Annotated in this window: 24 protein-coding genes; 17 read left to right on the top strand and 7 right to left on the bottom strand. The window is 47.1% G+C overall.

Annotated features, from left to right (window positions below):
- Positions 1–203 precede the first annotated feature (203 nt).
- The 8 genes from F0P94_RS08640 (at position 204) to F0P94_RS08605 (ending at position 6,420) form a co-directional block, all read left to right on the top strand.
- Complete coding sequence (locus F0P94_RS08640; protein WP_150903485.1) at positions 204–590, top strand: endonuclease domain-containing protein; 387 nt, start codon at positions 204–206, stop codon at positions 588–590.
- 95 nt (positions 591–685) lie between these two features.
- Positions 686–934: a hypothetical protein gene (locus tag F0P94_RS08635; protein ID WP_150903484.1), complete on the top strand. Its 249-nt coding sequence runs from the start codon at positions 686–688 to the stop codon at positions 932–934.
- Positions 921–1,706, top strand: coding sequence for a zeta toxin family protein (locus F0P94_RS08630; RefSeq protein ID WP_150903483.1), 786 nt, complete (start codon positions 921–923; stop codon positions 1,704–1,706). The genes F0P94_RS08635 and F0P94_RS08630 overlap by 14 nt, the downstream gene beginning before the upstream one ends.
- A 22-nt stretch (positions 1,707–1,728) precedes the next feature.
- Positions 1,729–4,077, top strand: coding sequence for a penicillin-binding protein 1C (gene pbpC, locus F0P94_RS08625; protein WP_150903482.1), 2,349 nt, complete (start codon positions 1,729–1,731; stop codon positions 4,075–4,077).
- A 713-nt stretch (positions 4,078–4,790) separates the two neighbouring features.
- A complete protein-coding gene (locus F0P94_RS08620; protein ID WP_150903481.1) occupies positions 4,791–5,414 on the top strand; it encodes a hypothetical protein in 624 nt (207 codons plus the stop codon).
- A 67-nt stretch (positions 5,415–5,481) separates the two neighbouring features.
- A complete protein-coding gene (locus tag F0P94_RS08615; RefSeq protein WP_394349681.1) occupies positions 5,482–5,730 on the top strand; it encodes a winged helix-turn-helix domain-containing protein in 249 nt (82 codons plus the stop codon).
- 118 nt (positions 5,731–5,848) lie between these two features.
- A complete protein-coding gene (locus F0P94_RS08610; protein ID WP_191906977.1) occupies positions 5,849–6,139 on the top strand; it encodes a hypothetical protein in 291 nt (96 codons plus the stop codon).
- A gap of 11 nt (positions 6,140–6,150) precedes the next feature.
- Positions 6,151–6,420, top strand: coding sequence for a hypothetical protein (locus tag F0P94_RS08605; RefSeq protein ID WP_150903478.1), 270 nt, complete (start codon positions 6,151–6,153; stop codon positions 6,418–6,420).
- A gap of 358 nt (positions 6,421–6,778) precedes the next feature.
- Here the strand turns inward: F0P94_RS08605 and F0P94_RS08600 are convergent, their stop codons facing one another.
- The 4 genes from F0P94_RS08600 to F0P94_RS08585 all read right to left on the bottom strand — a co-directional run bounded on the left by F0P94_RS08600 (position 6,779) and on the right by F0P94_RS08585 (position 10,118).
- Positions 6,779–7,531 (bottom strand): alpha/beta fold hydrolase, encoded by a 753-nt coding sequence (locus tag F0P94_RS08600; protein WP_150903477.1) that lies wholly within the window; start codon positions 7,529–7,531, stop codon positions 6,779–6,781.
- A 26-nt stretch (positions 7,532–7,557) separates the two neighbouring features.
- Positions 7,558–8,139: a hypothetical protein gene (locus tag F0P94_RS08595; protein ID WP_150903476.1), complete on the bottom strand. Its 582-nt coding sequence runs from the start codon at positions 8,137–8,139 to the stop codon at positions 7,558–7,560.
- Between the two features lie 119 nt (positions 8,140–8,258).
- Positions 8,259–8,903 (bottom strand): hypothetical protein, encoded by a 645-nt coding sequence (locus tag F0P94_RS08590; RefSeq protein WP_150903475.1) that lies wholly within the window; start codon positions 8,901–8,903, stop codon positions 8,259–8,261.
- Positions 8,904–8,945: 42 nt separating this feature from the next.
- Positions 8,946–10,118, bottom strand: a complete 1,173-nt coding sequence (locus F0P94_RS08585; RefSeq protein WP_150903474.1) for a THUMP domain-containing class I SAM-dependent RNA methyltransferase — start codon at positions 10,116–10,118, stop codon at positions 8,946–8,948.
- A gap of 661 nt (positions 10,119–10,779) precedes the next feature.
- On the opposite strand from F0P94_RS08585, the gene F0P94_RS08580 reads away from it, so the two are divergent.
- From F0P94_RS08580 to F0P94_RS08545, 8 genes are all read left to right on the top strand, one after another.
- Positions 10,780–12,135 carry a sugar MFS transporter gene (locus F0P94_RS08580; RefSeq protein ID WP_150903473.1) on the top strand — a complete coding sequence of 452 codons (1,356 nt, stop codon included), beginning with the start codon at positions 10,780–10,782 and terminating at the stop codon, positions 12,133–12,135.
- Between the two features lie 89 nt (positions 12,136–12,224).
- Positions 12,225–13,319: a S1C family serine protease gene (locus F0P94_RS08575; protein WP_150903472.1), complete on the top strand. Its 1,095-nt coding sequence runs from the start codon at positions 12,225–12,227 to the stop codon at positions 13,317–13,319.
- A gap of 164 nt (positions 13,320–13,483) precedes the next feature.
- Positions 13,484–13,810 (top strand): ArsR/SmtB family transcription factor, encoded by a 327-nt coding sequence (locus F0P94_RS08570; protein WP_150903471.1) that lies wholly within the window; start codon positions 13,484–13,486, stop codon positions 13,808–13,810.
- A gap of 7 nt (positions 13,811–13,817) precedes the next feature.
- Positions 13,818–14,303 (top strand): SRPBCC family protein, encoded by a 486-nt coding sequence (locus F0P94_RS08565; protein ID WP_225307167.1) that lies wholly within the window; start codon positions 13,818–13,820, stop codon positions 14,301–14,303.
- A 262-nt stretch (positions 14,304–14,565) separates the two neighbouring features.
- Positions 14,566–15,771: a BaiN/RdsA family NAD(P)/FAD-dependent oxidoreductase gene (locus F0P94_RS08560; RefSeq protein WP_150903469.1), complete on the top strand. Its 1,206-nt coding sequence runs from the start codon at positions 14,566–14,568 to the stop codon at positions 15,769–15,771.
- Between the two features lie 176 nt (positions 15,772–15,947).
- Positions 15,948–16,718: a DUF2490 domain-containing protein gene (locus F0P94_RS08555; RefSeq protein ID WP_150903468.1), complete on the top strand. Its 771-nt coding sequence runs from the start codon at positions 15,948–15,950 to the stop codon at positions 16,716–16,718.
- Between the two features lie 158 nt (positions 16,719–16,876).
- Positions 16,877–17,893, top strand: a complete 1,017-nt coding sequence (gene murB / locus F0P94_RS08550) for a UDP-N-acetylmuramate dehydrogenase (RefSeq protein WP_150903467.1) — start codon at positions 16,877–16,879, stop codon at positions 17,891–17,893.
- 224 nt (positions 17,894–18,117) lie between these two features.
- The gene (locus tag F0P94_RS08545; protein WP_150903466.1) at positions 18,118–20,397 is read left to right on the top strand and encodes a phospholipase D-like domain-containing protein; all 2,280 of its coding nucleotides are present in this window, start codon (positions 18,118–18,120) and stop codon (positions 20,395–20,397) included.
- An 89-nt stretch (positions 20,398–20,486) separates the two neighbouring features.
- Here F0P94_RS08545 and F0P94_RS08540 read toward each other — a convergent pair whose 3' ends face one another.
- Positions 20,487–22,883 (bottom strand): endonuclease MutS2, encoded by a 2,397-nt coding sequence (locus tag F0P94_RS08540; RefSeq protein ID WP_150903465.1) that lies wholly within the window; start codon positions 22,881–22,883, stop codon positions 20,487–20,489.
- 183 nt (positions 22,884–23,066) lie between these two features.
- Between F0P94_RS08540 and F0P94_RS08535 the strand changes: the two genes are divergently transcribed.
- Entirely contained in the window at positions 23,067–23,513 is a 447-nt protein-coding gene (locus tag F0P94_RS08535; protein ID WP_150903464.1) for a YhcH/YjgK/YiaL family protein, read from the top strand.
- Between the two features lie 479 nt (positions 23,514–23,992).
- Here the strand turns inward: F0P94_RS08535 and F0P94_RS08530 are convergent, their stop codons facing one another.
- Together F0P94_RS08530 and F0P94_RS08525 are read right to left on the bottom strand one after the other, a co-directional pair.
- Entirely contained in the window at positions 23,993–24,772 is a 780-nt protein-coding gene (locus F0P94_RS08530) for a TIGR02757 family protein (protein ID WP_150903463.1), read from the bottom strand.
- A 116-nt stretch (positions 24,773–24,888) separates the two neighbouring features.
- Entirely contained in the window at positions 24,889–25,860 is a 972-nt protein-coding gene (locus tag F0P94_RS08525) for a LysM peptidoglycan-binding domain-containing protein (RefSeq protein WP_191906975.1), read from the bottom strand.
- Between the last annotated feature and the right edge of the window lie 487 nt (positions 25,861–26,347).

Genomic DNA, 26,347 nt, shown 5'->3' with positions numbered 1-26,347 from the left:
AGGATTGTTATTAAAGTAATGTCTGAATATGAAAGAATCTAATTCCTTACATCCCCAAGCTGACTATAGAAGAAAAGTCCCCCTTTGGAGGGGGTTAGGGGGAGGACCACGCATATAGAATCAAATTATCGGATAATGTAAAATCCTCCCCCTACCCCCTCCAAAGGGGGACATCGATTTGAACCAACTTTCTGCTAAAATTTATGTCGGAGCCGGAAAACCACCACTACAATAAAAACCTGAAGCCGCTGGCCCGGAACCTACGTAAGGATTCTACCAAATCGGAGATCAGGCTGTGGTGCGAACTGCTTTCCGGGAAAAGGATGCTGGGTTTCGGTTTCCGAAGGCAGCGGCCGGTTGGGAATTACATTGCGGATTTTCTGTGCAAAGAGTTAAACCTGATCGTGGAAGTGGATGGCTATACGCATAATTTTAAAACAGGGGAAGATGCCAAACGGGATGCAGATTTGCAGGTAATTGGCTTTAAGGTATTGCGTTTTTCAGACCGGGAAGTGATGCAAGATATTGAAAATGTGCGGCGGACGTTGGAGATTTGGATTGAGGAAAAGACTGGTAATTTGTCGCAATGATGTTTTCTCCCCTAGCCCCCTCCTAAGGGGGACTTGATCGTGATAAATTGTTTTTTACCATTGCCTTCCTTTCCAAAAATCCGTATCTTTAAATTATGAAAGAGCAAGCGCTGAAAGCATCCAGAAATATCTCGGTTTCCGAAACAGCTTATTTAACGAAGCGGGTTTTGCTGCGGGCGGCCGTTCCGGCTATTAAGAAAGCTTCGAAGGCGGCCATGGAAGTGGCGGGCTACGTGATTGAAGCGAAAGACGGCTGGCTGGTGCGCATCGATAAAGACGGGCACGAAGAAAAGCTTAGCCGGCTGAAGACCGTAAAACGTACCGGGAAAATTGCCCTCGACTAATTCCAATCTTCGGCTCCGCGTTTTTGCCGGGCCTAACGGTTCGGGCAAAAGCACCATTATCAATGCCGTTAAAGCTTATAAAGTAAGCCAGATTCCCGTAGATTTCGGCATTTATGTAAATGCCGATGACATTGCCAAAGCGGTGCGGGAAAATAAATTTACGTTCAATTCTTACAAAATTCAGGTTTCCGTTGAAGAACTTACCGAAACGGTACTGGCTTCGGGTTTACTTTCCGGTTCTTTCAAGCAAGCCGATTTTCTGAATTCCTTTCAGCTAAGTAATAATAAAGTAACACTGCTTGATGCTGCGTCCGATGAACGGCTGGCTCAGATCCTGGCCGATTTTCTCCGCAAAAAGTTATTAAAAGAACGGAAGAAATTCTCCTTTGAAACGGTATTTTCCCATCCTTCCAAACTCGAAATAATGCGGGAAGCGGCCGCAGCCGGTTATAAAGTGTATTTGTATTTTGTGTCCACCGAATCGCCGGAGATCAATAGATTCCGGGTTAGCGTAAGAACAAAGCAGGGGGGCCACGACGTACCCACCGACAAAATAGAAAGTCGCTATTACCGTTCCCTGGATTTGCTTTTCGAGGCTGCTCAATTAGTATATCAATGCTACTTTTTCGATAATTCCAAAGACGGCGAAATGTTCCGGTTATTTGCGCATTTCAAAAACGAAAAAGGCGAAAAGCACTGGGATGAAATTGATCCGGAAGAAGTGCCGGATTGGTTTATCAAATACTATTCGAATAAAGTTAAATCAGCATAGCACTCCTTTAAACCCAAACGCTATGCTTTCTTCGGGAAAATCTATACTCAAAACCTTCCTCCGCAACCGCTATCTCCGCGCCGCTGCCCGTTTGTTTTTAGCACCGGTTTTTGGCTTCCTTTCCCTGGCGTTTTTACTTAACTTCTTCTTCCCCCTAAAAGTCCAGCTGAATTATTCGCCTTTGGTAACGGCTGCCGACGGCACTGTGCTGCACGCCTTTCTGAACCACAACCAGAAATGGCGGATGAAAACAGAGTTGGATGAAATTACCCCCACGCTGCAAAAGGCCATTGTTTACAAGGAAGACAAATATTTTTACCGGCACCCGGGCGTAAATCCGGTGGCTATGTTTCGGGCTTTATTCAACAACGTGGTGCGGGGACGCAAAACCAGCGGCGCCAGTACCATCACGATGCAGGTAGCGCGTTTGATGGAACCCAAGGAACGCACCTACAGCAATAAACTAGTCGAGATTTTCCGGGCAATGCAATTGGAATATTATTTCAGCAAGGCCGAGATCCTGCAGTTTTACCTGAACCTGGCGCCTTACGGCAGCAATATTGAAGGGGTGAAATCGGCGGCGCTGCTTTATTTTCAGCAAGCGCCCAACTACCTGAGTTTAGCCCAGACCGTTACGCTGGCCATTATCCCTAACCGCCCGACTTCGCTGGTTTTAGGCAAAAACAACGACGCAATTTTAAAGGAACGGAACCGCTGGCTGCATTATTTCCGGCAGGAAGGTTTGTTTCCGGAAAAGGAAATTGAAGATGCGTTGCAGGAACCCTTAATTGCCAAACGCCACGCTGCACCCAAGTTTGCCCCGCATTTTGCCTATCGTTTGCTCAGGCAATATCCGCAACAGCCCATCGTCCGCACCCATTTAGACCGGCAGAAGCAAACCAAGACCGAAGTGCTTACCAACAATTACGTACAGCGGCTGCACAGCCTGGGCATTACGAATGCTTCCGTTTTGGTGATCGATAACCGGACGCGCAAAGTAGTTTCCTACGTGGGTTCTGCTGATTTTGAAGACCGCGAAAATTACGGACAGGTAGACGGCATTCGCGCGGTGCGGTCGCCGGGAAGTACGCTGAAGCCGTTTCTGTATGCGCTGGCTTTCGACCGCGGTTTGATCACGCCGAAGATGACGCTGACTGATGTGCCTACTGATTTTGGCGGCTACCAGCCCGAAAACTTCGACAAGAAATTCAACGGAAACATTACGGTGGAAAAGGCCCTGGCCTATTCGCTGAACGTACCGGCGGTGAAGGTCCTGGAGCAGATGGGCGTGAATATTTTTGTTCAACAGCTGAAGCAGGCTGGTTTTGAGCAGGTAAAGAAAGACGAACGAAAATTGGGTTTGTCCTCGGTGTTGGGTGGCTGCGGGGTGAAGCTGGAAGAACTGGCGAACCTTTTCGCTACCTTTGCCAACGAAGGAAAATACGCGCCGCTGCAATGGATCAAAACAGATTCTTTGGCCAAAAGCATCCCGTTATTTTCGCCATCGGCGGCCTATTTAACCACCGAAATTCTGGCGCAGCTTACCCGTCCGGATCTGCCGAATACATATGCCAGCAGTATGCATTTGCCGAAGATCGCCTGGAAAACCGGGACATCGTATGGCCGCCGCGATGCCTGGAGCATCGGCTACAACAAGCACTATACCATTGCGGTTTGGGTCGGGAATTTTAACGGCGTAGGCGCTCCGGCTTTAACCGGCACTGAAATCGGCACACCACTACTTTTCGACCTTTTCAATGCGCTGGATTATAATTCTTCGAACGACTGGTACACCCCGCCGGCTGCTTTGGCATTCCGTTCGGTTTGTACCGAAAGCGGTTTGGTGCCGGAGGAATTCTGCCAGAACGAGCAAATGGATTACTTCCTGCCCGGCATCACCCAAACGCCAAAATGCAGCCATTTAAGAAGAATGTTCGTTTCTGCGGATGAGCAATTTTCTTACTGCCGTGATTGTTTGCCTGCGAACGGGTACATCAAAAAATTCTACCCGAACGAACCGCGCGAACTGGTGGCTTTTTACGAACGCGAACGGATTCCGTATCAGAAACTTCCGGCGCACAACCCGGCTTGTTCCCGGGTTTTTGCGGAAAATGCGCCATTCATTGCTTCGCCGGCTGATGGTTCGGAATATTTGGTGGAGCGGGAAGAAAAGCAGCAACTCCTGCTTAGCGCGCAGGCCGATAAGGAAGTAAAAAAAGTGTATTGGTACGTGAACGATAAATTTTACAAAGAGGCTTTGGTGCACGAAAAGGTGTTCTTCTTACCGGAACCGGGGCAGATCAAGATTTCCTGCGCCGATGATAAAGGCCGGAGTTCGGATTGTTTTGTGCAGGTGAAGTATTTGAATTGATTCTTTTTTGTCATTTTCCTTTTTTGTCATTCTGAGCGCTAGCGAAGAACCTCGTCGGCGGTTAGCAGTTTTTTATCCAAAAGAAATACCTTTTTCATGCCGTTCCAGCGTCAGGAGAAACCGAAGTTCGGCGGTGCCAAATCGCTATAAGTTAGTAGTTAAGTATGCTGCTGGGTTTTTCTGCCTGAAAACATAGCGTTTTTAAAGCAGGCTTTTCTTTTTTAGCTTCCAACTTTTTACTTTCAATTGTGCTTTCTCCCTCAAGCCGGGTGGCTTCGTTTCTGCGTTCGCGGCTGCAACCTTACCTGCCCTTCCGGGCTGCCTCCTGCGTCGGCACCAGTAAGCTTGGAGGCCGCTCTCACAGAAACTGGTATCAGCACTCCTCTGTAGTGAGCATCTTTTAAGTTAGTTTTTATCCAGCTAACGTGGTTTTCAGGGGCGCTGCGCTGGCGATATGCGTGAAAACACAATATTTAATCAGATGTCAGGAGAAACATTCCTTTCTGTCAAAGCTCCAAATGTTGGATTTTGAGAAAAAATGATTCTGCTGTTGCTTTCCTTTTCTATCTAGCAGCATAGCGTTTTAAGTTTTTCTTTTCGCTTGAAAAGCAAAGCCTTATACTATTCCTTTCAAAAACCTTAAAAATAAAATAACCCAAACTCCTTGACATTACGTAAACGCTTAATAACTTTGGAATGCAAAGTACTTTTATATGAACCAGCAGCAAGACCAGTTAGCTACCCTGCACGAGATCCGCAACATCATGGATCGTTCTTCCCGGTTTATTTCCCTGAGCGGGCTTTCAGGGGTGGCAGCCGGGGTTTCGGCGCTTCTGGGGGCTGCGGTGGTGAAATGGTACCTGGTTACCCATGGTATAAATTATAATGAAAACTTAGGCCGCGGCCTGAGCAACGAAGTTATCTTTTTTATGCTTTCGGCAGCGGCCCTGGTGTTTATCCTGGCGTTTTGCTCGGCTGCTTATTTCACGATCCGTAACGCACGCAAATCCAATCATCGGGTTTGGGACAGCAAAACGGAGCGGATGCTAGTTAATTTGTTTATACCATTAGCGGCGGGTGGGATTTTTTGTGCGGTGCTCTTCTACCACAACCTGCTGTTTTTAGTAGCACCGGCAATGCTTGTTTTTTACGGTTGTGCTTTGCTGAACGCCAGCAAATACACCCTGAGCGACATCCGCTACCTGGGTATTTTCGAAATTGTACTGGGTTTGCTGGCCGGCTTTTTTGTGGGTTATGGGTTATTAGCCTGGACGGTGGGGTTTGGCGTGCTGCACATGGTGTACGGCATGCTGGTGTATTTTAAGTACGAACGCTAACAAACCCGTGAAAAGTTACCTTGAAAACATAAACAAAGCCTTCGAAAGCAGGGCGCGGCTCGGCATAATGTCGGTGCTGATGGTGGACGAACGGGTAGATTTCAATACCTTGAAAGATACGCTGCAATTAACCGACGGCAACCTGGCCAGTCACCTGCGCGCTTTGGAAGAGGCCGGCTACCTGCATGTAGAAAAGCAGTTTGTGGGCCGTAAACCAAATACTACTTACCAGGCCTCGGACCTCGGCCGCGAAGCTTTTAAAACTCACTTAGATGCGCTGGAGCAGCTTATTTTAAGCAACCGGAAAGAGAACTGATATTTTTTTAGATTTTCACTTTGAATTTCAAAGCACTTTAAACACAAACATTCTTATCCTTAATTTGAAAACAGGATTTTACTAATCAGCTTATTATCAACCTAAAAACAGAAAGATCATGATCATGCAAAACAAAAGACTTTACGGCATTTTGCTTACCGTAGCCCTTATCCTGAGCATTCCCTTAATTGCCATGCAATTCACAAATGAAGTAAACTGGACCCTATCCGATTTTATTATTATGGGTATTTTGCTCACCGGCACGGGGCTTTTGTGCGAACTTGCTTTCCGGAAGATACAAAAACCCACAACCCGGATCCTTATAATCGGCGCTATTCTGCTGGCACTCTTGCTGATCTGGGCGGAACTGGCCGTGGGCATTTTTGGATCACCTTTCGCCGGAAGTTAAAAGACTGCGCTATGAAAGATGTCAATTTAACGCTGCTTTTCAGCTGGCTGATCGGGCTGGTAGTTTTTATCATCGGCCTGTCGAATTTGCTGCTGGTGCACCCCGTTCCGGGAATTGTCTTCCTGTTGATTTCCGCGCTTCACTTTCCGCCTGCCGATGCGTTATGCATGAAGATCTTTGGCCGTCCGGTTCCGTTTTTGGCTAAAGTTTTCCTGGGCTTCGTTATTATCTGGTTCACGTTGGGCGTAAGCGATCTAGGGGATATGATCGATGACTTGTAAGGCGTTTCCGGATTCCTTCGGAGTTTTAGACCTGAAAAGCATAGCATTTTGACCCTACCTAAATAGCTGAAAACAGGGGAGGATTTGTGACCAGGAATGCGTGAAGGAATCACCCCCAGCCCCTCCTTGAAAAAAGGAGGGGAGCTTTTTGGTTCCAGCTACTTATGACTTTTGGAGCTTAAAAGGCTACCGTTTGCTATAAGCACATACTAAAAATTAAGCTACGCCGCAGCTCCCCTCCTTTTCAAGGAGGGGTTGGGGGTGGTTGACCTTACTGCAGCAAAAGTCCTCCCCCTACCCTCCCGAAGCAAGTTCGGGACAAGCTCTCCAAGGGGGACAATCGCATTACATTTTAATCTTATAACAACCCTTTAATAAACGCCGCTGCCTTTTCTAAAACCAGTTCCGGGGCTTCTTTGTGGGGCGTGTGGCCGACGTTGGGAATAATAAAACTGGTTGCTTTTCCGGTGGTTTGGTTTACGATGCCTGCTACTTGCGCCAGGGTACCGTATTCGTCGTTTTCGCCCTGGATAATGAGGCTGAAGCATTGGATTTGGGGCAGGAAGTTTTCGATGTTCCAAGTGCGGAATTGCGGGGTGAGCCAGGTGTGGGCCCAGGCCTGGAATACGGCTTCGGTTTTGTTTCCGTGGTATTTGGTGAGGCGGATTTTGAGGTCGGTGGTTTGGTAGGTCTTTACGGCTTCGCGGATACCGTTCAGGGTTTCTTCTTCCACAAAAATATGGGCGCCTTCGGTAACGATGCCGATGATCTGCTTCGGGTATTTGGCGGCGGCGATCAGGGCAATGGAACCGCCGTCGGAGTGGCCGAAGAGGATGGCTTTTTGGATGCCGGTGGTTTGCAGGAGGTGGTGCAACACGTCGGCTTCTTTTTCTAAATAGGTGTTATCTCTTTCCGGATGGGTGAAGGGTGCGGCCTGGCCATAACCTTGCCGGTCGTAAACCAGCACGTTACATTGGGTCAGGTTGCCGAGCTTTTCCGGGAAGTTTCGCCAGAGCTGGATGCAGCCTAAGGAATCGTGCAGGAAGATGATGGTGGGGCGGTTTGGGTAGTTTTGGTGGCGAGTGATGTGGAGGTTGTTTGTGGAAGGCATTCAGACACTGGGATTGTTTTTAATAACTATTCAGCTCTACAACATTTTATTTCAGCTGAATTATTATCCTTCTCCTTTTCTATTTGATTAGAATAGGGAATTGAAATGAAGCTTAAAACAATTATAAGGAAATGTAAATACACATAGATTAAACTTCGTCTAAACCAATCTTGATCGCTATTAAAAGAATACGTCTTTTTATAATAATATTTAGTTAAGAAGTTTTTACCTATATACCTATCCTTTACCAATTTCTCTGCTTTACCCTCAATCTTTAAAAGCTTTTTTGAATACTTTTCACTAGCTAATTTTGCTCTCTCTTGATGAAGTTTTACCCAAGGCCTTGTCTTCCAAACAAATAAAATTGAAGCAAAATTGATTAAAATAACAAAACAGGCTAAAATGTATAAATTTTCAAAATCTAACTTTTCCAAAAATGCAAAACCGGCTACATAAATTGCAGAGCTTATAGTTAATACATAATTGCAAAAATTTTCCCTTTTAGTTTCTAGTTTATCAATTCTATCAAATTGTAATAAGTAGAACATTCGATAATTTTCATATTCTTCATCTTGAAACTTCTTCTTTTCCTCCTGATTCAAATCCATTTATTCTAACTTATATTTATTGCAGTACTCTATTGAAAATAATATCTTTCATATGATTATATTGTCAGAATAAAATTGATAATAATTAGTGATTTAACTCAAGTTCAAAGGATACTACTTCAAAATAATCTTTTATAGATTTCGCCATTTAATGTTTGAGTGACTATTTTATCGACATTAAATCCATTTGGGTATAAATAAATAGCCTTAACCAATTTCAACTCTGACACTTTACTTTTCTCATCAGATCCATTTATATTTATTTCCCTTTTATAATATGCATCCGTTATATCTCCTTCTGAGATTGATAAAAAAATAGTCAATAAAGTTTTTAATGGCAAAAAGAAGATTCCTACTTTCTTTGTCTGATCAGAATTAATTAAAATCCCATCAAATTTATCTGTATCATCAGTTGAGTAGATTAAAGAAAAACTATGAATAAGCTGATTTAAAATAAATCGCCAATCTTTTTCAACTTTAAATACTTTATCAAAATCATAATGCTTTTCAAATCTATGCCAATTTAAATGATCAACTACCGTATCCTTTTTACTTCGAAAACTTAGTATTTCCTTGTTCAATAAAAAATCTGGTGGAATTTTCTGGGCTTCATCCAGTTTTCTGATAATATAAGCCCCCATTAATAAGGCCTTTTCAAGTTTGACAAGGGATTTTTCAGACACACTTTTTAAGTGCCTAAATTTAGCTACAGTCAAATAACTTTTATAAAGCTCTTCCTTCCAATAAAAACTTTCGTGTATCATTTAACCAAATAATCAACTTGTAACCTAATTAATAACCAAACTTTACCTCTCCCCTTTCTCCTTCTTACTTCCTCTATACAACTCATACTTCAGCAAACGGCTATCGATGGAGCCGTTGTAGAGCGGGATGCGGCGGGAGGTTTTGAGGCCGATGTTTTTGGCGGCTTCCAGGTTTCCGGTGAACACGTAGGCGTCCCAGTCCTGGTAATTGGTTTTCAGGGTGTCGCCGATCATTTTGTAGAGTTCGTTGATGTTTTCGTTTACCAGACGTTCGTTGTAGGGCGGGTTCACGATCAGGATGCCTTTTTCTTCGGGCTTCTGGGTTTCCTTGAAATCGGCGGTTTTTACCCGGATGTAATCGTCGAGCTCGGCGCTGGAAATGTTGTTGCGGGCGGCTTCCACGTAATCGCGGTCGATGTCGGAACCAATGATGGGCACGTCGTTGTCGGGGTCTTCCTGCTGGCGGGCTTCGCGGATCACCTGCTTGAAAAGTTCTTCGTCGAAATCCTGCCAGTGCGTGAAACCGAAATCGTGGCGGTACAGGCCGGGCGCAATGTTGTGGGCGATCATCGCGGCTTCGGTGAGCAGGGTGCCGGAACCGCACATCGGGTCGTAAAGCGGCGTTTTTTTGTCCCAGCCGGTAAGCAGGATGATGCCGGCAGCCAGAATTTCGTTTAGCGGCGCCACGTTGGTTTGCAGGCGGTAACCGCGTTTGTGCAGCGAATCGCCGGAGGAATCGAGCGACAGGTTCACGCGGTTTTCGAGCATGTGCAGGTTAATGCGCACGTCCGGGTTATCGAGGTCTACGGAAGGGCGTTTGCCGAATTTATCGCGGAACTGATCGGCAATGGCGTCTTTGGTAAGCTGGCTCACGAACAACGAATGCTCAAAGGTGCTTTGGTTTACCACCGAACTGATGGCAAACGTGCTGTCCACGGAAAGGTATTCGGTCCAGTCTATTTTCTGTACTTGTTTGTAGAGGTCTTTTTCGTCGCGGGCCGGGAAATTGGCGAAGGGTTTCAGAATTCTAACCGCGGTGCGGCACCACAAATTAGCTTCATACATCAGTTTGGTATCGCCCAAAAACCGTACCGCCCGGCTGCCAACTTCTATGTTTTTCGCGCCCAACTGATAAAGTTCTTCCGCCAGGATTTCTTCCAGCCCGAATTGGGTGGTGGCAGTCATTTGAAAGGTTTTTCCGGCGGTTGGTTTCATAAGGCGTGGTTTGTTTTTTGGGATTGTAAAGTTGCGAAAATTTGTCTGAATTACTTGTCTGAATTGGGATTCGTCAGATTAGAGGATTATAGGATTGTTGTCTGAACACGATTTTTGGGATTTAAGGGATTGCCAGGATTGGTTTTGGGAGATCGGAAGGCAGTTTGTGGTTTTTATAAGTTATTCCTTCTCTTACCTTTTATCTTGCAGCTCCGAATTCCAACCACCCCCAGCCCCTCCTTATCTAAGGCGGGGAGCTGAAACCGTCAGCTAAAGCAGACGGCAATGAAAGTTTTGCAAATTTCTAATTTGAGTTTTTCCGCCTGAAAGCATAGCGTTTTATAAGCATTAAAATAAAAGATCAGCAGTAACGCAGCTCCCCTCCTTTTTTCAAGGAGGGGTTCGGGGGTGGTTACACCACGCATTCCTGAACAAGATTACCCTAATCCTAGAACTTCACGCATTCCCGATCAAAAGTCCTCCCCTGTTTTTAGGGGAGGATTTAGGTGGGGTAAAACGCTATGCTTTCTGCCGGAAAAACTCACCCCGACAAACCAATCCAAAAATCCCTAAATCTGACGAATCCAAATTGGCTGCGCCGAATATTATTTCAGACATTTTCATTACTTTTAAAGGCTAAACACATACCATTTCCATTTTTATGGCAGCACCTGTTTCTTCTCCTAACCAAACTTCTGCAAATCAGGCGGTAACCCGGAATTACACCGGCCCGCTGATGATCGTGATCACGCTTTTCTTTACGTTCGGCTTCGTTACGAACATGAACGACATCCTGATCCCGCACCTGAAACGGGCCTGCGAACTGACCGATTTTCAGTCGAGCCTGGTGCAGTTTGCATTTTTCGGGGCTTATTTCCTGATGTCTATTCCGGCGGGCAATATCCTGAACCGGATCGGGTATAAGAATGGCATTGTGCTGGGTCTGGGCATTTGTGCGGTGGGCGCGTTCCTGTTTTTACCGGCGGCCATGACGCGGCAGTACCCGTTCTTTTTACTGGCCTTGGCGGTGCTGGCTTCCGGCGTTACCTTGTTGCAGGTGGCCGCCAATCCGTACGTTTCGGTGCTGGGGCCGGCGCATAAAGCGGCCAGCCGGTTGAGCTTGATGGGCGCTTTCAATTCCCTGGCCGGAACGCTGAGCCCGATCATTGGCGGCATGCTGCTGTTGAGCGGGGTAGATTATACGGCCGAGCAACTGGCGAATATGCCGGCGGCGCAAAAAGAGAATTTCCTGAATGCCGAAGCCGGACTGGTGATCCTGCCTTATGCCATTATCGGGGCGGTGCTGCTGGTACTGGCCTTTATTGCCAAAGCCACCAAAATGCCGAACATCGAAAGCCTGCAGGATGAACATACGCCCGTGGAAGCCGCTTCGGGCAAAACAAGCGCGCTGCAATTCCGCCACCTGGTGCTGGGTATTGTAGCTATTTTCGTGTACGTGGGCGCGGAAGTGGGCGTGGGTTCTTTCATAATCCGCTACGGCCAGGACCTGCACATTACCGACCTGAGCAGTTTCAGCAACTGGCTTTTCTCGCTGGGGCAATCTTCCAGCCTGGGCGGTTTCACGGAGCAGATCGGTTCTAAATTCGTGGCCTGCTACTGGGGCGGTTCCATGATCGGCAGGTTCATCGGTATTCCGTGGCTGACCAAAATTAACGATGCCAAAGCCTTGCGCATTGTTTGCGCGGTGGCTATGGTGCTGGTAGTTGCTTCGGTGGCTTTAACCGGTGAAACCGCTTTGTGGCTGATGGTGCTGGTAGGCGTTTGCAACTCCGTGATGTGGCCTATCATTTTCCCGCTGGCCATTAAAGGCCTGGGCATTTATACAAAACAGGGTTCTTCTTATCTCATTATGGCTATTGTAGGTGGTGCCTTAATTCCGCCGCTGATGGGTTTGATTTCCGATGCTTCGCATATTCAATTCGCTTACCTGGTGCCGGCGCTTTGCTATTTGTATCTGCTGTATTATGGTTGGAGTGGGTATAAGCAGCGGGGGTAACAGAATTTATAAATCATGAAGTTTTTTTCAAGAAGCCTATTTAATTCAAGGTTTTAGTTTTAAATTTAACAAGCCTTAAACATTTCAACATGAATAAATTTTCTTTTTTCTCATTTTTCTTTTTGGTTCTTTTGGTATGTAGCCTAACTGCGAATGGACAAAATAATGATTTGCCTCATGCTACTATTAATTTGGTTAGAACCGGGAATTATTTTGGCTCTGCCTGCAGATCAGATATTACTTTTCCAAATCAGAGAGAATTCAATCTAAGCTTAGGTTCTATAGTAAAATATAAAATTTATTCTGAAGGTGATATCGCAATTACTATAAATCAAAGTTGCCCTGCCAGCCAATATTCCCCGGCTACTTCACGTTCCGCCCAGATAAATGTTAACGTTAAAAGAGGTAATGAATATTACGTACTTTATAACGGTGGAAATTTTAATGAAGCGCAGAAAGCAGATGTTGAGAAATACTTAAACAAGATAAAGAATGTAATGAAACAGGAGGAAAATCTTGATTTTCCAATAAATAAAAGTTCTTTACGAGGAATTGCCAGTAAAAGCGGCGAGGGTCAGGGCACTTGCTTTCTAGTTTCTGATGCCGGGTATTTTGTTACAAATTACCATGTAATTGAAAATGCTAAAGAAATTACTGTTAAAGGCATTGATGGGGATTTCTCAACAAAGTATGGAGTAACCATTGTAAGCACAGATCCAAGCAATGATCTAGCGTTACTTAAAATCAGTAATAAAAATGTGAAGTTTAAGATCCCTTATGCTATCAGGAGTACTAATATTCAGCAAGGTGAAAAAATCTATGCTATGGGTTATCCATTAACCTTTGCCCTGGGGGATGAAATTAAATTAACAGATGGAATTATAAGTGCGAAAAGTGGCGTGCAGGGTGATATAAGTAAATTCCAGATATCTGCAGCCGTTCAGCCGGGAAACAGCGGCGGCCCTTTAATTGATGATGAAGGAAATGTTATTGGCGTAATTTATGCCAAATCAACTATTGCCGATGCCACCAACTATGCAATTAAAGCCAGCTATTTAGAAACCTTCCTTAAGAATGTTGAGGGATTTGATTATCCGGTTTATTCGAATTCCTTAAAAACGAAACCTTTAACGGCTAAAGTGGCAGAATTAAAAAACAATATTTTTATAGTTGAAACCAAGTAGGGTTTCCATATGACTCAAATTTTAGAACCAGCTTCCTATAAGCTGGTTTTTTTATAGGCTTTTCGCCTTAAGAACTTTAGACAAAAAATTGATTCAAACCTTGCGCAACCAAATAATTGCGCATATATTCGCAACCATATAGTTGCATATCAAGTATTCTTACCATGAAGCGCGATGTATTTCAGGCCATTGCCGACCCAACCCGGAGAGCCATTTTAGTGTTGCTCGCTGCCCAGGCCATGACCCCGAATGCCCTGGCCGAACATTTTGATTCTACCCGCCAAGCGGTTTCGAAGCATATCAATATACTGGCAGAATGCGAACTGGTGAAACAGGTAAAAGTTGGGCGGGAGATCTACTACCACTTGGAAGCTGCTAAAATGAAAGAGGTCGATAAATGGCTGGAGCAGTTCAAAGGGATGATGGAAAGCCGTTTCGATCAGTTAGATCAGGTATTGTTCAACTTAAATAAAATGCAAAATGAAAAGTAGCCTCCTAATGAATTTCACCGTCGACAAAGAAAACAACAAGCTGCTGGTAGAACGGGAATTTGCCGCGCCGCTAACCAACGTCTGGGCCGCCTTTACCCAGGCCGAACTACTGGACCAGTGGTGGGCGCCCAAGCCGTGGCAAGCCCGCACCAAAACCATGGATTTTCGCGAAGGCGGCTACTGGCTTTATGCCATGCAGGGGCCGGAAGGCGAAGAGCACTGGGGCCGGATGGATTATAAAACCATAAACCCGCAAAATAATTTTTCTGCTGTAGATAGTTTTGTTGATTCAGAAGGTACCATTAACCCGGAACTTCCGCGGGCTACTTTTAAAAATGCGTTCCGCGAAACCGGCGAAACCACTACCGTTACCATGGAAACGACTTACGAAAAACTGGAAGACCTGGAAACGGTGATAAAAATGGGCATGAAAGAAGGCCTGACCATGGCCCTGGAAAACTTAGATGGTTTGCTGGAAAAACAGTTGGCTTAGCTTTTTATATCTCAAATCTTTTTGTCATCCTGAGCGCTAGCGAAGGACCTTGTTGGCTTATAGTAGAAAAGCAAACAGCAACGTTGTTTAGAATTGCTATGGTTTGGAGCGCTAAAAGTGCTGCTTGGAAATAGCCCTTCTATGGGAAGCCGACAAGATCCTTCGCTAGCGCTCAGGATGACATTTTCAGCAATCCGCCAGGAAACCGGATCGGTTTTCTTATTTTTGCGGGCACCTTTTTCGTTTCCACAGCGCTTACCAGATGACTTCCCGAAAAACAATTGCCATTATTGGTGGCGGCGCGGCCGGTTTAATGGCAGCGGATGTGTTAAGTCCGCATTGCGAAGTGCACATTTACGAAAAAGGAAAAGCGCTGGGCCGGAAATTCTTAGTAGCCGGAAACGGCGGTTTTAACCTGACCAACAGTGCGGAGGGCGAAGAACTTTTCAACCAATACACTCCCAAAGATTTCCTGGAACCTGCTTTAGCAGCTTTCAATTCCGAAGACACGCGTAACTGGCTGGCATGTTTAGGCATCCCAACTTTTGTAGGATCCAGCGGCCGGGTTTTTCCGGAAAAAGGCATTAAACCCATTACGGTGCTGCAAAAGATCAAATACCGGCTTTTGCAAAATGGCGTTTCCTTTCATTTTCAGCACGAGTTTGTTGGGTTCAATGCTGCATATAAACCAATCTTAAAACTTCAGGAAACCGAAATTACACCCGAAGCCGATCATTATATTTTTGCTTTGGGCGGCGCTTCCTGGCCGGTAACGGGTTCTACCGGAAACTGGCTGGATGCTTTCAGACTTTTAGGCATCAAAACCCTACCGTTTCAAAGCTCCAATTGCGGCGTAAACGTAAACTGGCCCGAAGATCTCCGTAATAAATTCGCCGGTGCACCTCTGAAAAACCTTCAGGTAATGGTTGAGGATTTCAGTTTAAGAGGCGAAGCATTAATCACGGATTATGGTCTGGAAGGCAATGCTATTTATCCGGTTGTGCCGAAGATCCGGGAGGTTTTAAATACCGGGAAAGAAGCTTTTTTAACGCTGGATTTCAAACCCCTAAATTCAGTAGATCAATTGCTCCAAAAAGTGCAGGGCAAACAAATTCAACCGAAAAATTACGAGCAGGATTTTAAGCTTAGCAAAGCGCAATTAGCCCTCATCAAACTTTTCACTTCTAAAGAAGATTACCTGAATCCGGAAAAACTGATGCACAAGATCAAGCAACTGGAAGTTCCAATTTCGTCTTTGCGTCCCATCGAAGAAGCGATTTCTACGGTTGGAGGTATTTCGCTGGAGGCAGTGAATCAGGATTTTTCGCTCAAATCTTTTCCGCATATTTCAGTAGTTGGCGAAATGCTGGATTGGGACGCTCCTACCGGCGGCTTTCTGTTGCAAGGTTGTTTTTCAACGGCTTACTTTGCAGCTCAGGCTATTTTAATGAAAGCCCCGGTAGCGTAGGGTTTAAACCCTACGCTACCGGGGCTTTCCCGTTTGCCGTTGCAGGCTTCAAAAACCACGATTCTCCAGGAATTGCTTTTTTTCCAGGAATTTCAGAGGCATCACAATAATTAGGGCCTCCGCCCGTAATGGAAAAGCAACTGTTTTCCCAACTATGAAAAAAAACCTTTCTTTCCATCTTTTCCTTATTCCTTTCGCTGCAGGTTTTCGCCCAGGCGCCGCTTGAGCCTTCCGAAAAAAACATCCACAACCAGCAGAACTGGTTTACCTATTTCGGCCAATACAAATTGGGCGAAAAGTGGGGCATTCATGCCGATGTGCAGTTCCGCATGGATGAAGACGTAAAATTTGCCAAACAAAACCTGCTACGCGCCGGCCTGATCCGCTACCTGAACCCGCAACTTAATTTAACGGCCGGTTACGCGTATATCAATTCGCACAACGCCGGCCTGAATGCTTATGCCACGGAACACCGCATCTGGGAACAGGTGATCTTCAACCACAGGCCAGCCAACCTGAACATGACGCACCGGTTACGCCTGGAACATCGGTTTGTAGAACAACTCCGCCTTCATATGGATGGAAGCGTTTCTCCCGGATCCACCAAATACGGCAACCGAATCCGCTATTTCAACCGTACCATTCTGGATCTTACCAGAAAACCGGAGGCAAAAAATGTGGTTTATTTTGCCTTGCAGGACGAAATCTTTTTAAACGTAGCCGCCCCTGCGCTTAACAGTAATGTCTTCGATCAGAACCGTTTCCTGGCTGCCGTTGGGGTGTTCCACGATAAGAAAACCCGCCTGGAACTTGGCTACATGAACCAGTTCCTGACCCCTTACCGGCAAGCAAATGCCATGAACCATATTTTGCATGTATCGGTGCTACAGACCTTGGATTTTAGCGGCAATAAACCGAAAACGCCGGTGCAGGAAACCATTAACTAATATTCAGGATACCGGAAAAGAAACCTGGATCTCAGATTTTTGACGCAATATGCTTGCGGACAGGTCGCGACCTGTCCCTACATTTAAAAATAATAACGAAAAACCAATTCGCCTGAAAACCGGATTGGTTTTCGTATTTTTGGGACAAATCTGAATCCATGCTTTTACAGGAAAATTTTTCGCTTAAACCTTACAACACCTTCGGCATCGAGGTGAAAGCCCGCTATTTTGCTACGTTCGAGAATGTGGCAGAACTGCAGCAGCTTTTGCAACACCCGGAAATCAAAAACGCTGAAAAGCTGATCTTAGGCGGCGGCAGCAACGTGTTGTTTACCCGGAATTTTGAAGGCGCGGTGCTGAAAAACAACATCAAAGGCATTTCGCTAATTGACCAGAACGAAGATTATGCGTTCGTGAAAGCGGGCAGCGGCGAAGTGTGGCACGAAATGGTGCTTTTCTGCATCGAGCACGGTTTAGCCGGTGTAGAGAACTTAAGTTTAATTCCCGGGACGGTTGGGGCGGCCCCTTTGCAAAATATTGGCGCTTACGGCGTGGAATTAAAAGACGTGTTCGAAAGCCTGGAAGCGGTGAACGTGGAAAGCGGCCAAGTAGAAACCTTCAATAAAAATGCCTGCGATTTTGGTTACCGCGAAAGCTATTTCAAAAAAGCCGGGAAAGGCAAATACATCATTGTTTCGGTTACGCTGAAGCTGCGCAAAAAACCGGAATTCAACACTTCCTATGGCGATATTCAGAAAACCCTGGCCGCCATGGAAATTACCGACCTGAACCTGAAAGCCATCAGCGAAGCGGTTTGTGCCATCCGGAAAAGCAAGCTTCCGGACCCGGCGGTGATCGGCAACGCGGGCAGCTTCTTTAAGAATCCGGAAGTAGATAAATCGGTATTCGAAAGCCTGAAAAAACTGTATCCGGAAATGCCGGGCTACGTGGTTTCGGAAACTAAAATTAAGGTGCCGGCCGGCTGGCTCATTGAACAACTAGGCTGGAAAGGCAAACAGATCGATAACTACGGCGTGCACAAAAACCAGGCACTGGTGCTGGTAAATTACGGCGGCGCGGAAGGCAACAAGATCAAAGCTTTGGCCCACGATATTATTGCTTCGGTAAAGGAAAAATTCGGGATCGAGTTAAGCCCGGAAGTGAATATTCATTAAGCAGAAGAATTTACACATCGCCTCAAGGGCTAACTGCAGGAGAAATCCAACAAAATATACCAGCCTAAAAATTTGCATTTCCTTAACAGGGAAAAATGCTTTTTTTATTAAAAAACCACTATCTTTACCGGCTGCTTTTCAGAGAGATACTGAAAACGGACATATTCATTCAAATATATTTAGAATTCTATTTAAAGCAAATTTCATTACTCTAAAATCCAGATATGAAAAAAATTCTATCTCTGTTTTTACTGGGTGCTTTAGGCCTTGCTTCCCAGGCACAGGCGCAAAGCATTTCGGCAGCACGGGCTCAGGCCGTAAACAGCACTGTTACGGTGCGGGGCATTGTAACCAATGGCCCGGAACTAGGCGTGATCCGCTACCTGCAGGATAACGTGGCCGGCATCGCTGCTTATTCCTCCGCTCCCATGATCACCAACCTGGTTCCGGGCGACAGCGTGGAAATTACCGGCACGATGAAAAACTACAATGGTTTGCTCGAAATTGATCCGGTAACCAGCGTAAACGTACTGGCCAGAAACAAACCGCTTCCTGCCCCCAAGGTAGTAACGGCCGCAAACGCAGCAAACGTTTACGTAGAGCAATATGAAGGCATGCTGGTACAGATTACTGGCAACAGCAGCATTAAAACTACGGCTGGCGCCAATGTTACAACTCTTGCCGGCAATACAACCTATCGGCTGAATGGCGTTTCAGGTCAGGATGTACGGACCAACAGCGCCTCAACCGGACCGAACGGCATCGTGAACAAACCAGCCCCGACCAATACGTTCGGCCTGACGGGTATCATGAGCCAGTACACCAGCACCGGTACCGGCGGTTACCAGCTCCTACCGCGGGTTTATTCCGATTTCGACATGGGTGCAACTCCTAACGTAATTACGGCTCCTTATCCTACCAATATTACCACTTCCGGCTTCACCATTAACTTTAAAACCCAGAATGCCGGTAGCACCCGCGTAGATTATGGCACCTCGCCAACTGCGCTTAATCAGAATGCCACCAGCGCTGCAAGCGTAACTACCCATAGCATTGCTCTTTCCGGCTTGCAGCCAGCTACGGTTTATTACGTGCAGGTTACTTCTACCAACAGCATTGGCTCGTCGGTTTCTACCGTGGTTCCAATGATCACGGCCTCGAATTCAACCGGAACCATTAAGCCTTATTTCAACCGGTCGGTAAATACCGCTTATGGCCCGGCAAACAATGCCGCCACTACCCTTACCAACGCCATAGACGACACGCTGGTAGCCTATATCAACCGCGCAACTCAAACCATCGACCTTACCATGTATGGTTTCAACAGCGGCACTTTAGTTAACCTGCCAACCGCCTTAAATAACGCAAAAACGCGCGGGGTTACGGTACGACTGGTAATTGACGACTACGGCAGCCAGGGTCTGGCCGGCCTGAACGCCGCTATTCCGGTGGTAAAAAGAAATACGCCCCGCGGCATTATGCACAATAAATTTGTGGTGATCGATGCCAATTCCACTAACCCGAACAAACCAATTGTATGGACCGGTTCTACCAACTATACCGTAGGCCAGGTAAATACCGACCCGAACAGCGCCATTGTTATTCAGGACCAAAGCCTTGCAAAAGCCTTCCGGATGGAATTTGAAGAAATGTTCGGCAACGGTACTGCGACCGGCGGCGTATTCGGTCCGGCAAAAGCCGACAATACCCCGCACCACTTCAACATTGGCGGTTCGGCCGTGGAGCTTTACTTCAGCCCTTCCGACAACGTAAATTCCCGCCTGATCGAAACCATTGGTACTGCCAACAACGACCTGCATATTTCTACCATGCTCATGACGCGCTCCGACATTGCAGTTGCCATTAAAAACCAGATCCAGGCAAATCCAGGCATGGAAGCCCGTTCTGAAATGCTCATGGACGACAGCACCCAGGCAAGCGGACCGTTTATGACCGTGAAAGGAGTTTTAAACAACCGGATTCAGCTTTGGAAAAACACTGGCGGCATTTTCCACCACAAATACATGGTAGTAGACGTTGGGGCAACAAGCTCCGATCCGCTGGTTTGGGTTAGCTCTCACAACTGGAGCAACTCTGCCAACAACGAAAACGACGAAAACACCCTTGTAATTCACAACTTCAATATTGCCAATCAATACTACCAGGAACACGCAAAACGGATCCAGGATTTAAATAAAGGCTTCACGGCGGTTAATTTCCAGCTCCTGGGTTTAGGTAAAGACCTGAATGCAAGCGTGAAAACGGTGAAAGTTTATCCGAACCCGAACGCCGGTTCTTTCAACGTTTCGGTAACGGATAAGAATATTGGTTCTGTTCGCCTGATCCTGACCGATGTGGCCGGTAAAAAGGTTTACGAGAACACGGTAAAAGTAAACGGCGCCGAAGACATCAAGATCGAAACCAACAACTTACCGAAAGGCATTTACAACCTGCAGCTGAACAGCAGCAAAGGCATGCAAATGAGCAAAGTGGTGGTTTACTAAATTGAGATTCCCACATATAAAAAAGGAGCCCCTGAAAATTCAGGGGCTCCTTTTTTATATGTGGTTTTTAGAAAGAAATGCTACCGTTTCTACTTCAAAACCACCACCGTAGCCCCATCGCCGCCGCGCTCAATGTGCTCATCGGCTACGCTGGCCACTTCGCGTTGTGACCGCAAATAATCGCGGATCATCTGTTTCAGGATGCCGGTGCCGCGGCCGTGAATGATCTTGATCTCCGGGATTCCCAGCATAATGGCATCGTCGGTGAAGGCCATTACTTTGGTCAGGGCTTCCTCGGCGCGTTCGCCCCGTACATCGATCGTGGAGGTAAAATCGGCCATGCGTCTGGTCATATTCACGTTGGAACGGGAAGCTTCGGCAGTTTCCTTTTCCGGCTTCATTTTGGCGGCTCCCGCAACTGCTCGTTCCAGGTTGTCTACCTTCACGATGGTTTTCAGGCCACCGAACAACACTTCCGCGGTTTTGCCTTTTATGCCTACCAGTTCGCCGTAAGAATCCTGCCCGATCAGCGAAACCTTATCGCCGGGTTGCAGCGGCCGGTTATCTGGCGTGGTGCGTTTTACTTTTTTCGACTCCGGGGTTACCTTTTTCTCGGTAAATTCCTGCAGCTGCTGCCGGGCTTCTTTGGTTTTTTCCTTATCGGCCTGGCTTTCCCGGATCTGGGAAATGGTACTTTCGATCTGCTGATTGGCTTCCTTCAGGAGCAACTTCGCTTTGCCTTTCGCTTCCCGGATAATATCGGTCCGGCTTTCTTCAATGTGTTCTTTCAGTGCGGAATATTCCTTTACCGCCTTGTCGAGTTTGCGCTGCTGTTTCTCAAGGTCGGCATTCTGTTTTTCCAGCAAATTCTTTTCGCTTTCCAGCTGCTCCAGCAAGCGGTCGTAGCGGATCTTGTCTTTACCAACCAGTTTCGAGGCTTTCTCTACAATTTCCTTCGGAAGGCCGATCTTGCGCGCAATTTCAATGGCAAAGGAACTACCGGGTTTACCGATTTCCAGTTGGTAAAGCGGCTGCAGTTGCTTATGGTCGTAGCGCATGGCGCCATTCACGATGCCCGGCGACTTTTCCGCGTAATCTTTCAGGTTGGTATAGTGCGTGGTAATTACCCCGTAAACTTTCTGGTGGTTCAGTTTTTCCAGCACGGCTTCGGCAATAGCTCCGCCCAGGATCGGTTCGGTACCGGTACCAAATTCATCGATCAGCACCATGCTTTTCTTGCCGGCGAACAGCACGAATTGCTTCATGTTCTGCAGGTGGGAACTGTAGGTACTCAGGTCATTCTCGATCGATTGCTCATCGCCGATATCCAGGAAAATATCTTCGAAAATACCGGCTTCCGAGCCCTCTCCTACCGGAACCAATAAACCACACTGCAGCATGTATTGAAGCAGGCCAGCCGTTTTCAGAGCGACCGATTTACCGCCGGCGTTGGGTCCGGAAATAAGCAGGATGCGCTGATTTTGATCGAGTGAAAGGCTGAGCGGCACTACGCCCCGCCCCTGGGCTTTGTGGCTCAGGAAAAGCAAGGGATGGGTAGCCTGTTTCCACCGGATATGCGGTTGCTTTTGCAGCTTCGGCAGCGTAGCGTTCAGCTCTCTTGCCAGTACGGCTTTGGCCCGGATAAAATCGAGCAAACCTAAATACTGGTACGCTTTGCGCAAGTCCGGAATGTGCGGGCGCAGGTAATCGGTAAGCAAAGTAAGCAAACGGATCAGCTCGCGCTGGTAAGCATTTTCCAGGTCCTTAATGTCGTTGTTCACTTCGAAAACCGGTTCAGGCTCAATGTAAACAGTATGCCCGGTAGTCGATTCGTCGTGAATGAGGCCTTTCAGGCGGCGCTTGAATTCGGCAATGACCGGAATTACCAGACGGCCGCCCCGGATGGTAGGTTCGGCATCGTCCGGCGACCAGCCTTGCGATTTGGCGTGCCGTAAAATGCTTTGGATCTGTTTGCGGAGCGTGCTTTGCTGAGCGATCAGGTCGCGCTTGATGCGGCCCAGTTCCGGCGAGGCATCGTCTTTTACCTGGCCGTTATCGTCGATCACTTTATCGATGGCGGCCAGTAAAGCCCGTTCCACGAGTACATTCGCGCCCAATGCCTTCAGGGCCGGGTACAATTCTTCCGCTTCCGGGTTGGCAAAGAAACTCAGCGAAGCGCGCACCGTTTTCAAAGACATTTTGATCTCGAAAAAAGCCTGCGGCTCCAGGAAAGTATTCTGCACCGAAGCGCGGTGCAGGTGGGTATTCACGTCGAAGTAATACTGGGTCGGGAAATCGGTGCCGGCGTTCAGCAGGCGCACGTATTCGTCGGTTTGCTGCAGCAGTTTTTGCACCAGGTCGAAACGGTCCAGGAAACCCATCCGCTTCACGAAATAGAGGCCCAGCGGGCTCAGGCAATAGCTTTCCAGGATCTCGCGGATTTGCTGGAAACCTATTTTCTGCTCAAAATTCTGAGGATATAACAATTCGGTTCGTTCTTTATTTTTGTAAAATTAAGGCTTTCGGGCAGTATTGCGCCATTGGGGCCGGTTTTTTAACACTATTTTTGACTTTATAGTTTAGCTTCGCTGCCTTTGTTTTGGTACTTTAGTGCCTTGGCAGCCAAATTCCTGCTTTTACTTTTTTCGCCTGAAATCCTACCATTTATTATGATCCTCGATTCGATTCACAATTCCGCCAATTATACCAGCCTGCATCCGCTTTTCGAAAAGGCTTTAAATTATCTGCAGACTGAAAACCTGGAAACGCTGGCGCCCGGCCGCTACGACCTGGAAGGCGACAAACTTTTTGCCATTGTTTCGGAAGCATCGGGAGTTGCCAAAGAAGAGGCCAAGCTGGAAGTGCACCGCAAATACCTCGATATTCAGTACATCGTTTCCGGGGTGGATCACATGGGCTGGCGGCCGCTGGCTTTTTGCGAAGAGGTTTTTAAAGCCTACGACGAAGAAAAGGATTTCGCCCTTTACGCGGATAAAACCGAAACCTGGTTCGATGTTCCGGCCGGGCACTTTACGATTTTCTTCCCAACTGATGCTCATGCCCCGATGACGACGCTGGAAGCGGTTAGGAAAGTAGTGGTGAAGGTGGCGGTTTAGCTTTTTTTCATAAGGTTTCTTTGCTGAAACGCCCAATTCATCAATCAAGCTTCCACTCTTAACTAAATAGCTTATCACCTCCCATTGAGCTTTCTCCCTCAAGCCGGGTGGCTTCGTTTCTGCGTTCGCGGCTGCAACCTTACCTGCCCTACCGGGCTGCCTCGTTCCTCGGCACCAGTAAGCTTGGAGGCCGCTCTCACAGAAACTGGTGTCAGTTTCCCTTCGTAGCTGGCAGTTTATTAATTTAGTTTTAAGTTATCGTGGTTTTCAGGGGCGCTGCGCTAGCGATATGCGTGAAAGTTCTAAAAAGGGAAATTCTGAAAATTCTGATTCAGCCGAATATCATTGCCGGCTGCTTTAGCTAACGGGATAAGCCCCCTCTCCTGTTTTTAGGAGAGGGTTGGGGTGAGGTAAAGCTCCCCTCCTTTTTTCAAGGAGGGGCCGGGGGTGGTTTGTTTCCTTAGTAGCCCAAAGGTCACCTAGAACTTCTCCTCAATCCCCAGACCAAACAATGCAAAATCGTACTTCACCGGGTCGTTAGGATCAAATAAACGTAAGGCGGCGGTGAGTTCTTCGGCGGTTTGCCAGTCGGTTTGCTTGCGGGTGATGAGGTTGAGTTTGCGGGCTACGCGGTCTACGTGTACATCGCAGGGGCAAATGAGATCGGCGGGCTGCATGGTTTGCCAGAGGCCGAAATCCACGCCGGCTTCATCTTTCCGGACCATCCAGCGGAGGTACATGTTTATGCGTTTGCAGGCGGAATTCCGGGCCGGGGTTGAAATATGCTTGCGCGTGCGGTGCGGGGCTTCGGGCAGACTGAAAACCGTGTGGTAAAAGTGCATGAGGCGTTCGCGCTGGGTTTTGATTTCCTGGTTTGGACCGGTAAAGGCGGTTTCCAGGGTTTCGGACTGGCGGTAATGCTGCTGCAGAAAGTGCACCAGGTAAAGCAGGTCAGTATCGTTGAAGGTGCGGTGCTTGAAACCCAGCAAGCCTTGCAGGTCGGTGTCGCTGTGGTGCAGGATGAAATCGTGCGGGGCATTACCAAAGCGCTGCATCAGTTCCCGGCATTTATTGATAATGGTTTTACGCTGGCCCCAAGCTAAAATGGAAGCAAAAAAACCGCTTATTTCAATGTCCTGCTTTTTAGTGAAACCGTGCGGAATGCAGATCGGATCGTTGGGAATAAAGGCCGGATCGTCGTATTTCCGGTATCGGTCATCCAGTAAGTTTTTGATGTTTTGCAGGGCGAGTGTGAGCATACTTTTTTCGGTTAAAAGAATACTATTTTAGGCTGAGGCGGATAAAAAAAGCGCCCCGTTTTTCACAAGACGCTTTCTCATTCATTTCTAATTTTTAATTTCTAATTTCTAATTAATTACGGCATATACGAAACTTCTACCCGGAAGCGGTTATCCAAAGCAGCTAAACGCTGATAGGCTTTTTTCGAGATGCGCACCAGCACTTTGTCGTTGGCGCCGGTTTCCGGCAGTTTGCCGATCACGCGCACGTACACGTTCTGGCCGTTCATGATGTTTTTTACTTGCAAAATGGTACCGATCGGGGCGGTTTTGTGCAGCGCAAGGAACTTGTTGTTGTCGCCCGGCGTGGTGATCACTTCGGCCATGCCGGTTTCGGTAATCTTTCCGGCCGATTCCACCGTCCGGGTTTCGTAGCGGTCATCGTCTTTTTCGCCGGCCACTTCGCGGGCTGTTTCCTCTTTCGGAGTTTCAGACTTAACGGTGCTTACGGTTTCGGTCTTGATCTTGCCTTCGGCGGTTTTAACTTTGGTTTCGGTTTTGGTTACCGCAACGGTAGCTTTCGATACTTCCGTTTCTTCGTCTTTTTCCGGCACGTAATGCGGGGCATGCTGGGCTTTCTGGTCTACGCCAACAATCAGCATCTGGCCGGGCTGCAGGGCATCGGCTTTCAGGTTGTTCCATTTCCGGATCTCGGCCATGGTTACCCCGTGCATGATGGCTACGCCGTATAACGTTTGCTTGGGCGCTACCTTGTGCATTTTTTTACCGCCAGCATCTACGGTATAGGTGCGGCTTACGGGCGTTTCTGGTTCCGCTTTGGGAGCTGCTGTCGCCAGAGCAGGTGTTGGTTTAACCGGCGCTGGCGCAACCGGGGCAACAGGTTTAGCCTCGGAAGCCGTAGCGTTTGGTTTATTCGGCACTTTCAGGAGCTGCCCTTTTTTCAGGCCGTTTTTAAGCGAAGGGTTTAACTTCGTTAGTTCGGCTACGCTAACCCCATATTTGCGCGACAAGGAATAAAGCGTTTCGCCGGAAGCTACTTTGTGCGTGCCGTATTCCGGATCGTTCTGCACCAGTTTGTTCCCGGGCATAATGGAAAAGGCAGGAAGGGAAACAACAGATAAGCTTAAACTCAAACAAAGAATAACTCGAAACATAAAAACGCTATTACGAAAGCGAAAAAGCGGTTTATCCAGCTTTTTCTGAGTAAAAAATAATTCACCTGCAAAGATAAAAAAAGTATCTGTGCCAAACCTTTCAGCTTTTGCTTCCTGGCAAATCTTTGGCTGCAAATTCTGCCGCCCGACCAACAAATTACCTGCCAAACGGTAGGTTTTTCAGTAAAAAAGTAAACCAATTTCCGGATCTGTTCGCGATTTCTCGACTTCCCTTCCCTACCGGATTTTCAGAACAGATTAAAAAGGCCGCTCTTGCCCAACCTGTTACTGGTTCATTTATCGCCGGAAGCAGGTACAGGTAAAGATACTTATTTCTTGCTGTGCTTCAGCGGGTAAAAAACAAATTCCCGGTAAGTAATAAAACGATATTGGAAAAAGCCTAAAAGGTGAAAGCTCAACC

The sequence above is a fragment of the Adhaeribacter soli genome (assembly GCF_008727925.1).
Taxonomy (GTDB): Bacteria; Bacteroidota; Bacteroidia; order Cytophagales; family Hymenobacteraceae; genus Adhaeribacter_A; species Adhaeribacter_A soli.
Note: the sequence above shows the minus strand (reverse complement) of the source record. Positions and strands in the feature narration are given on the sequence as shown.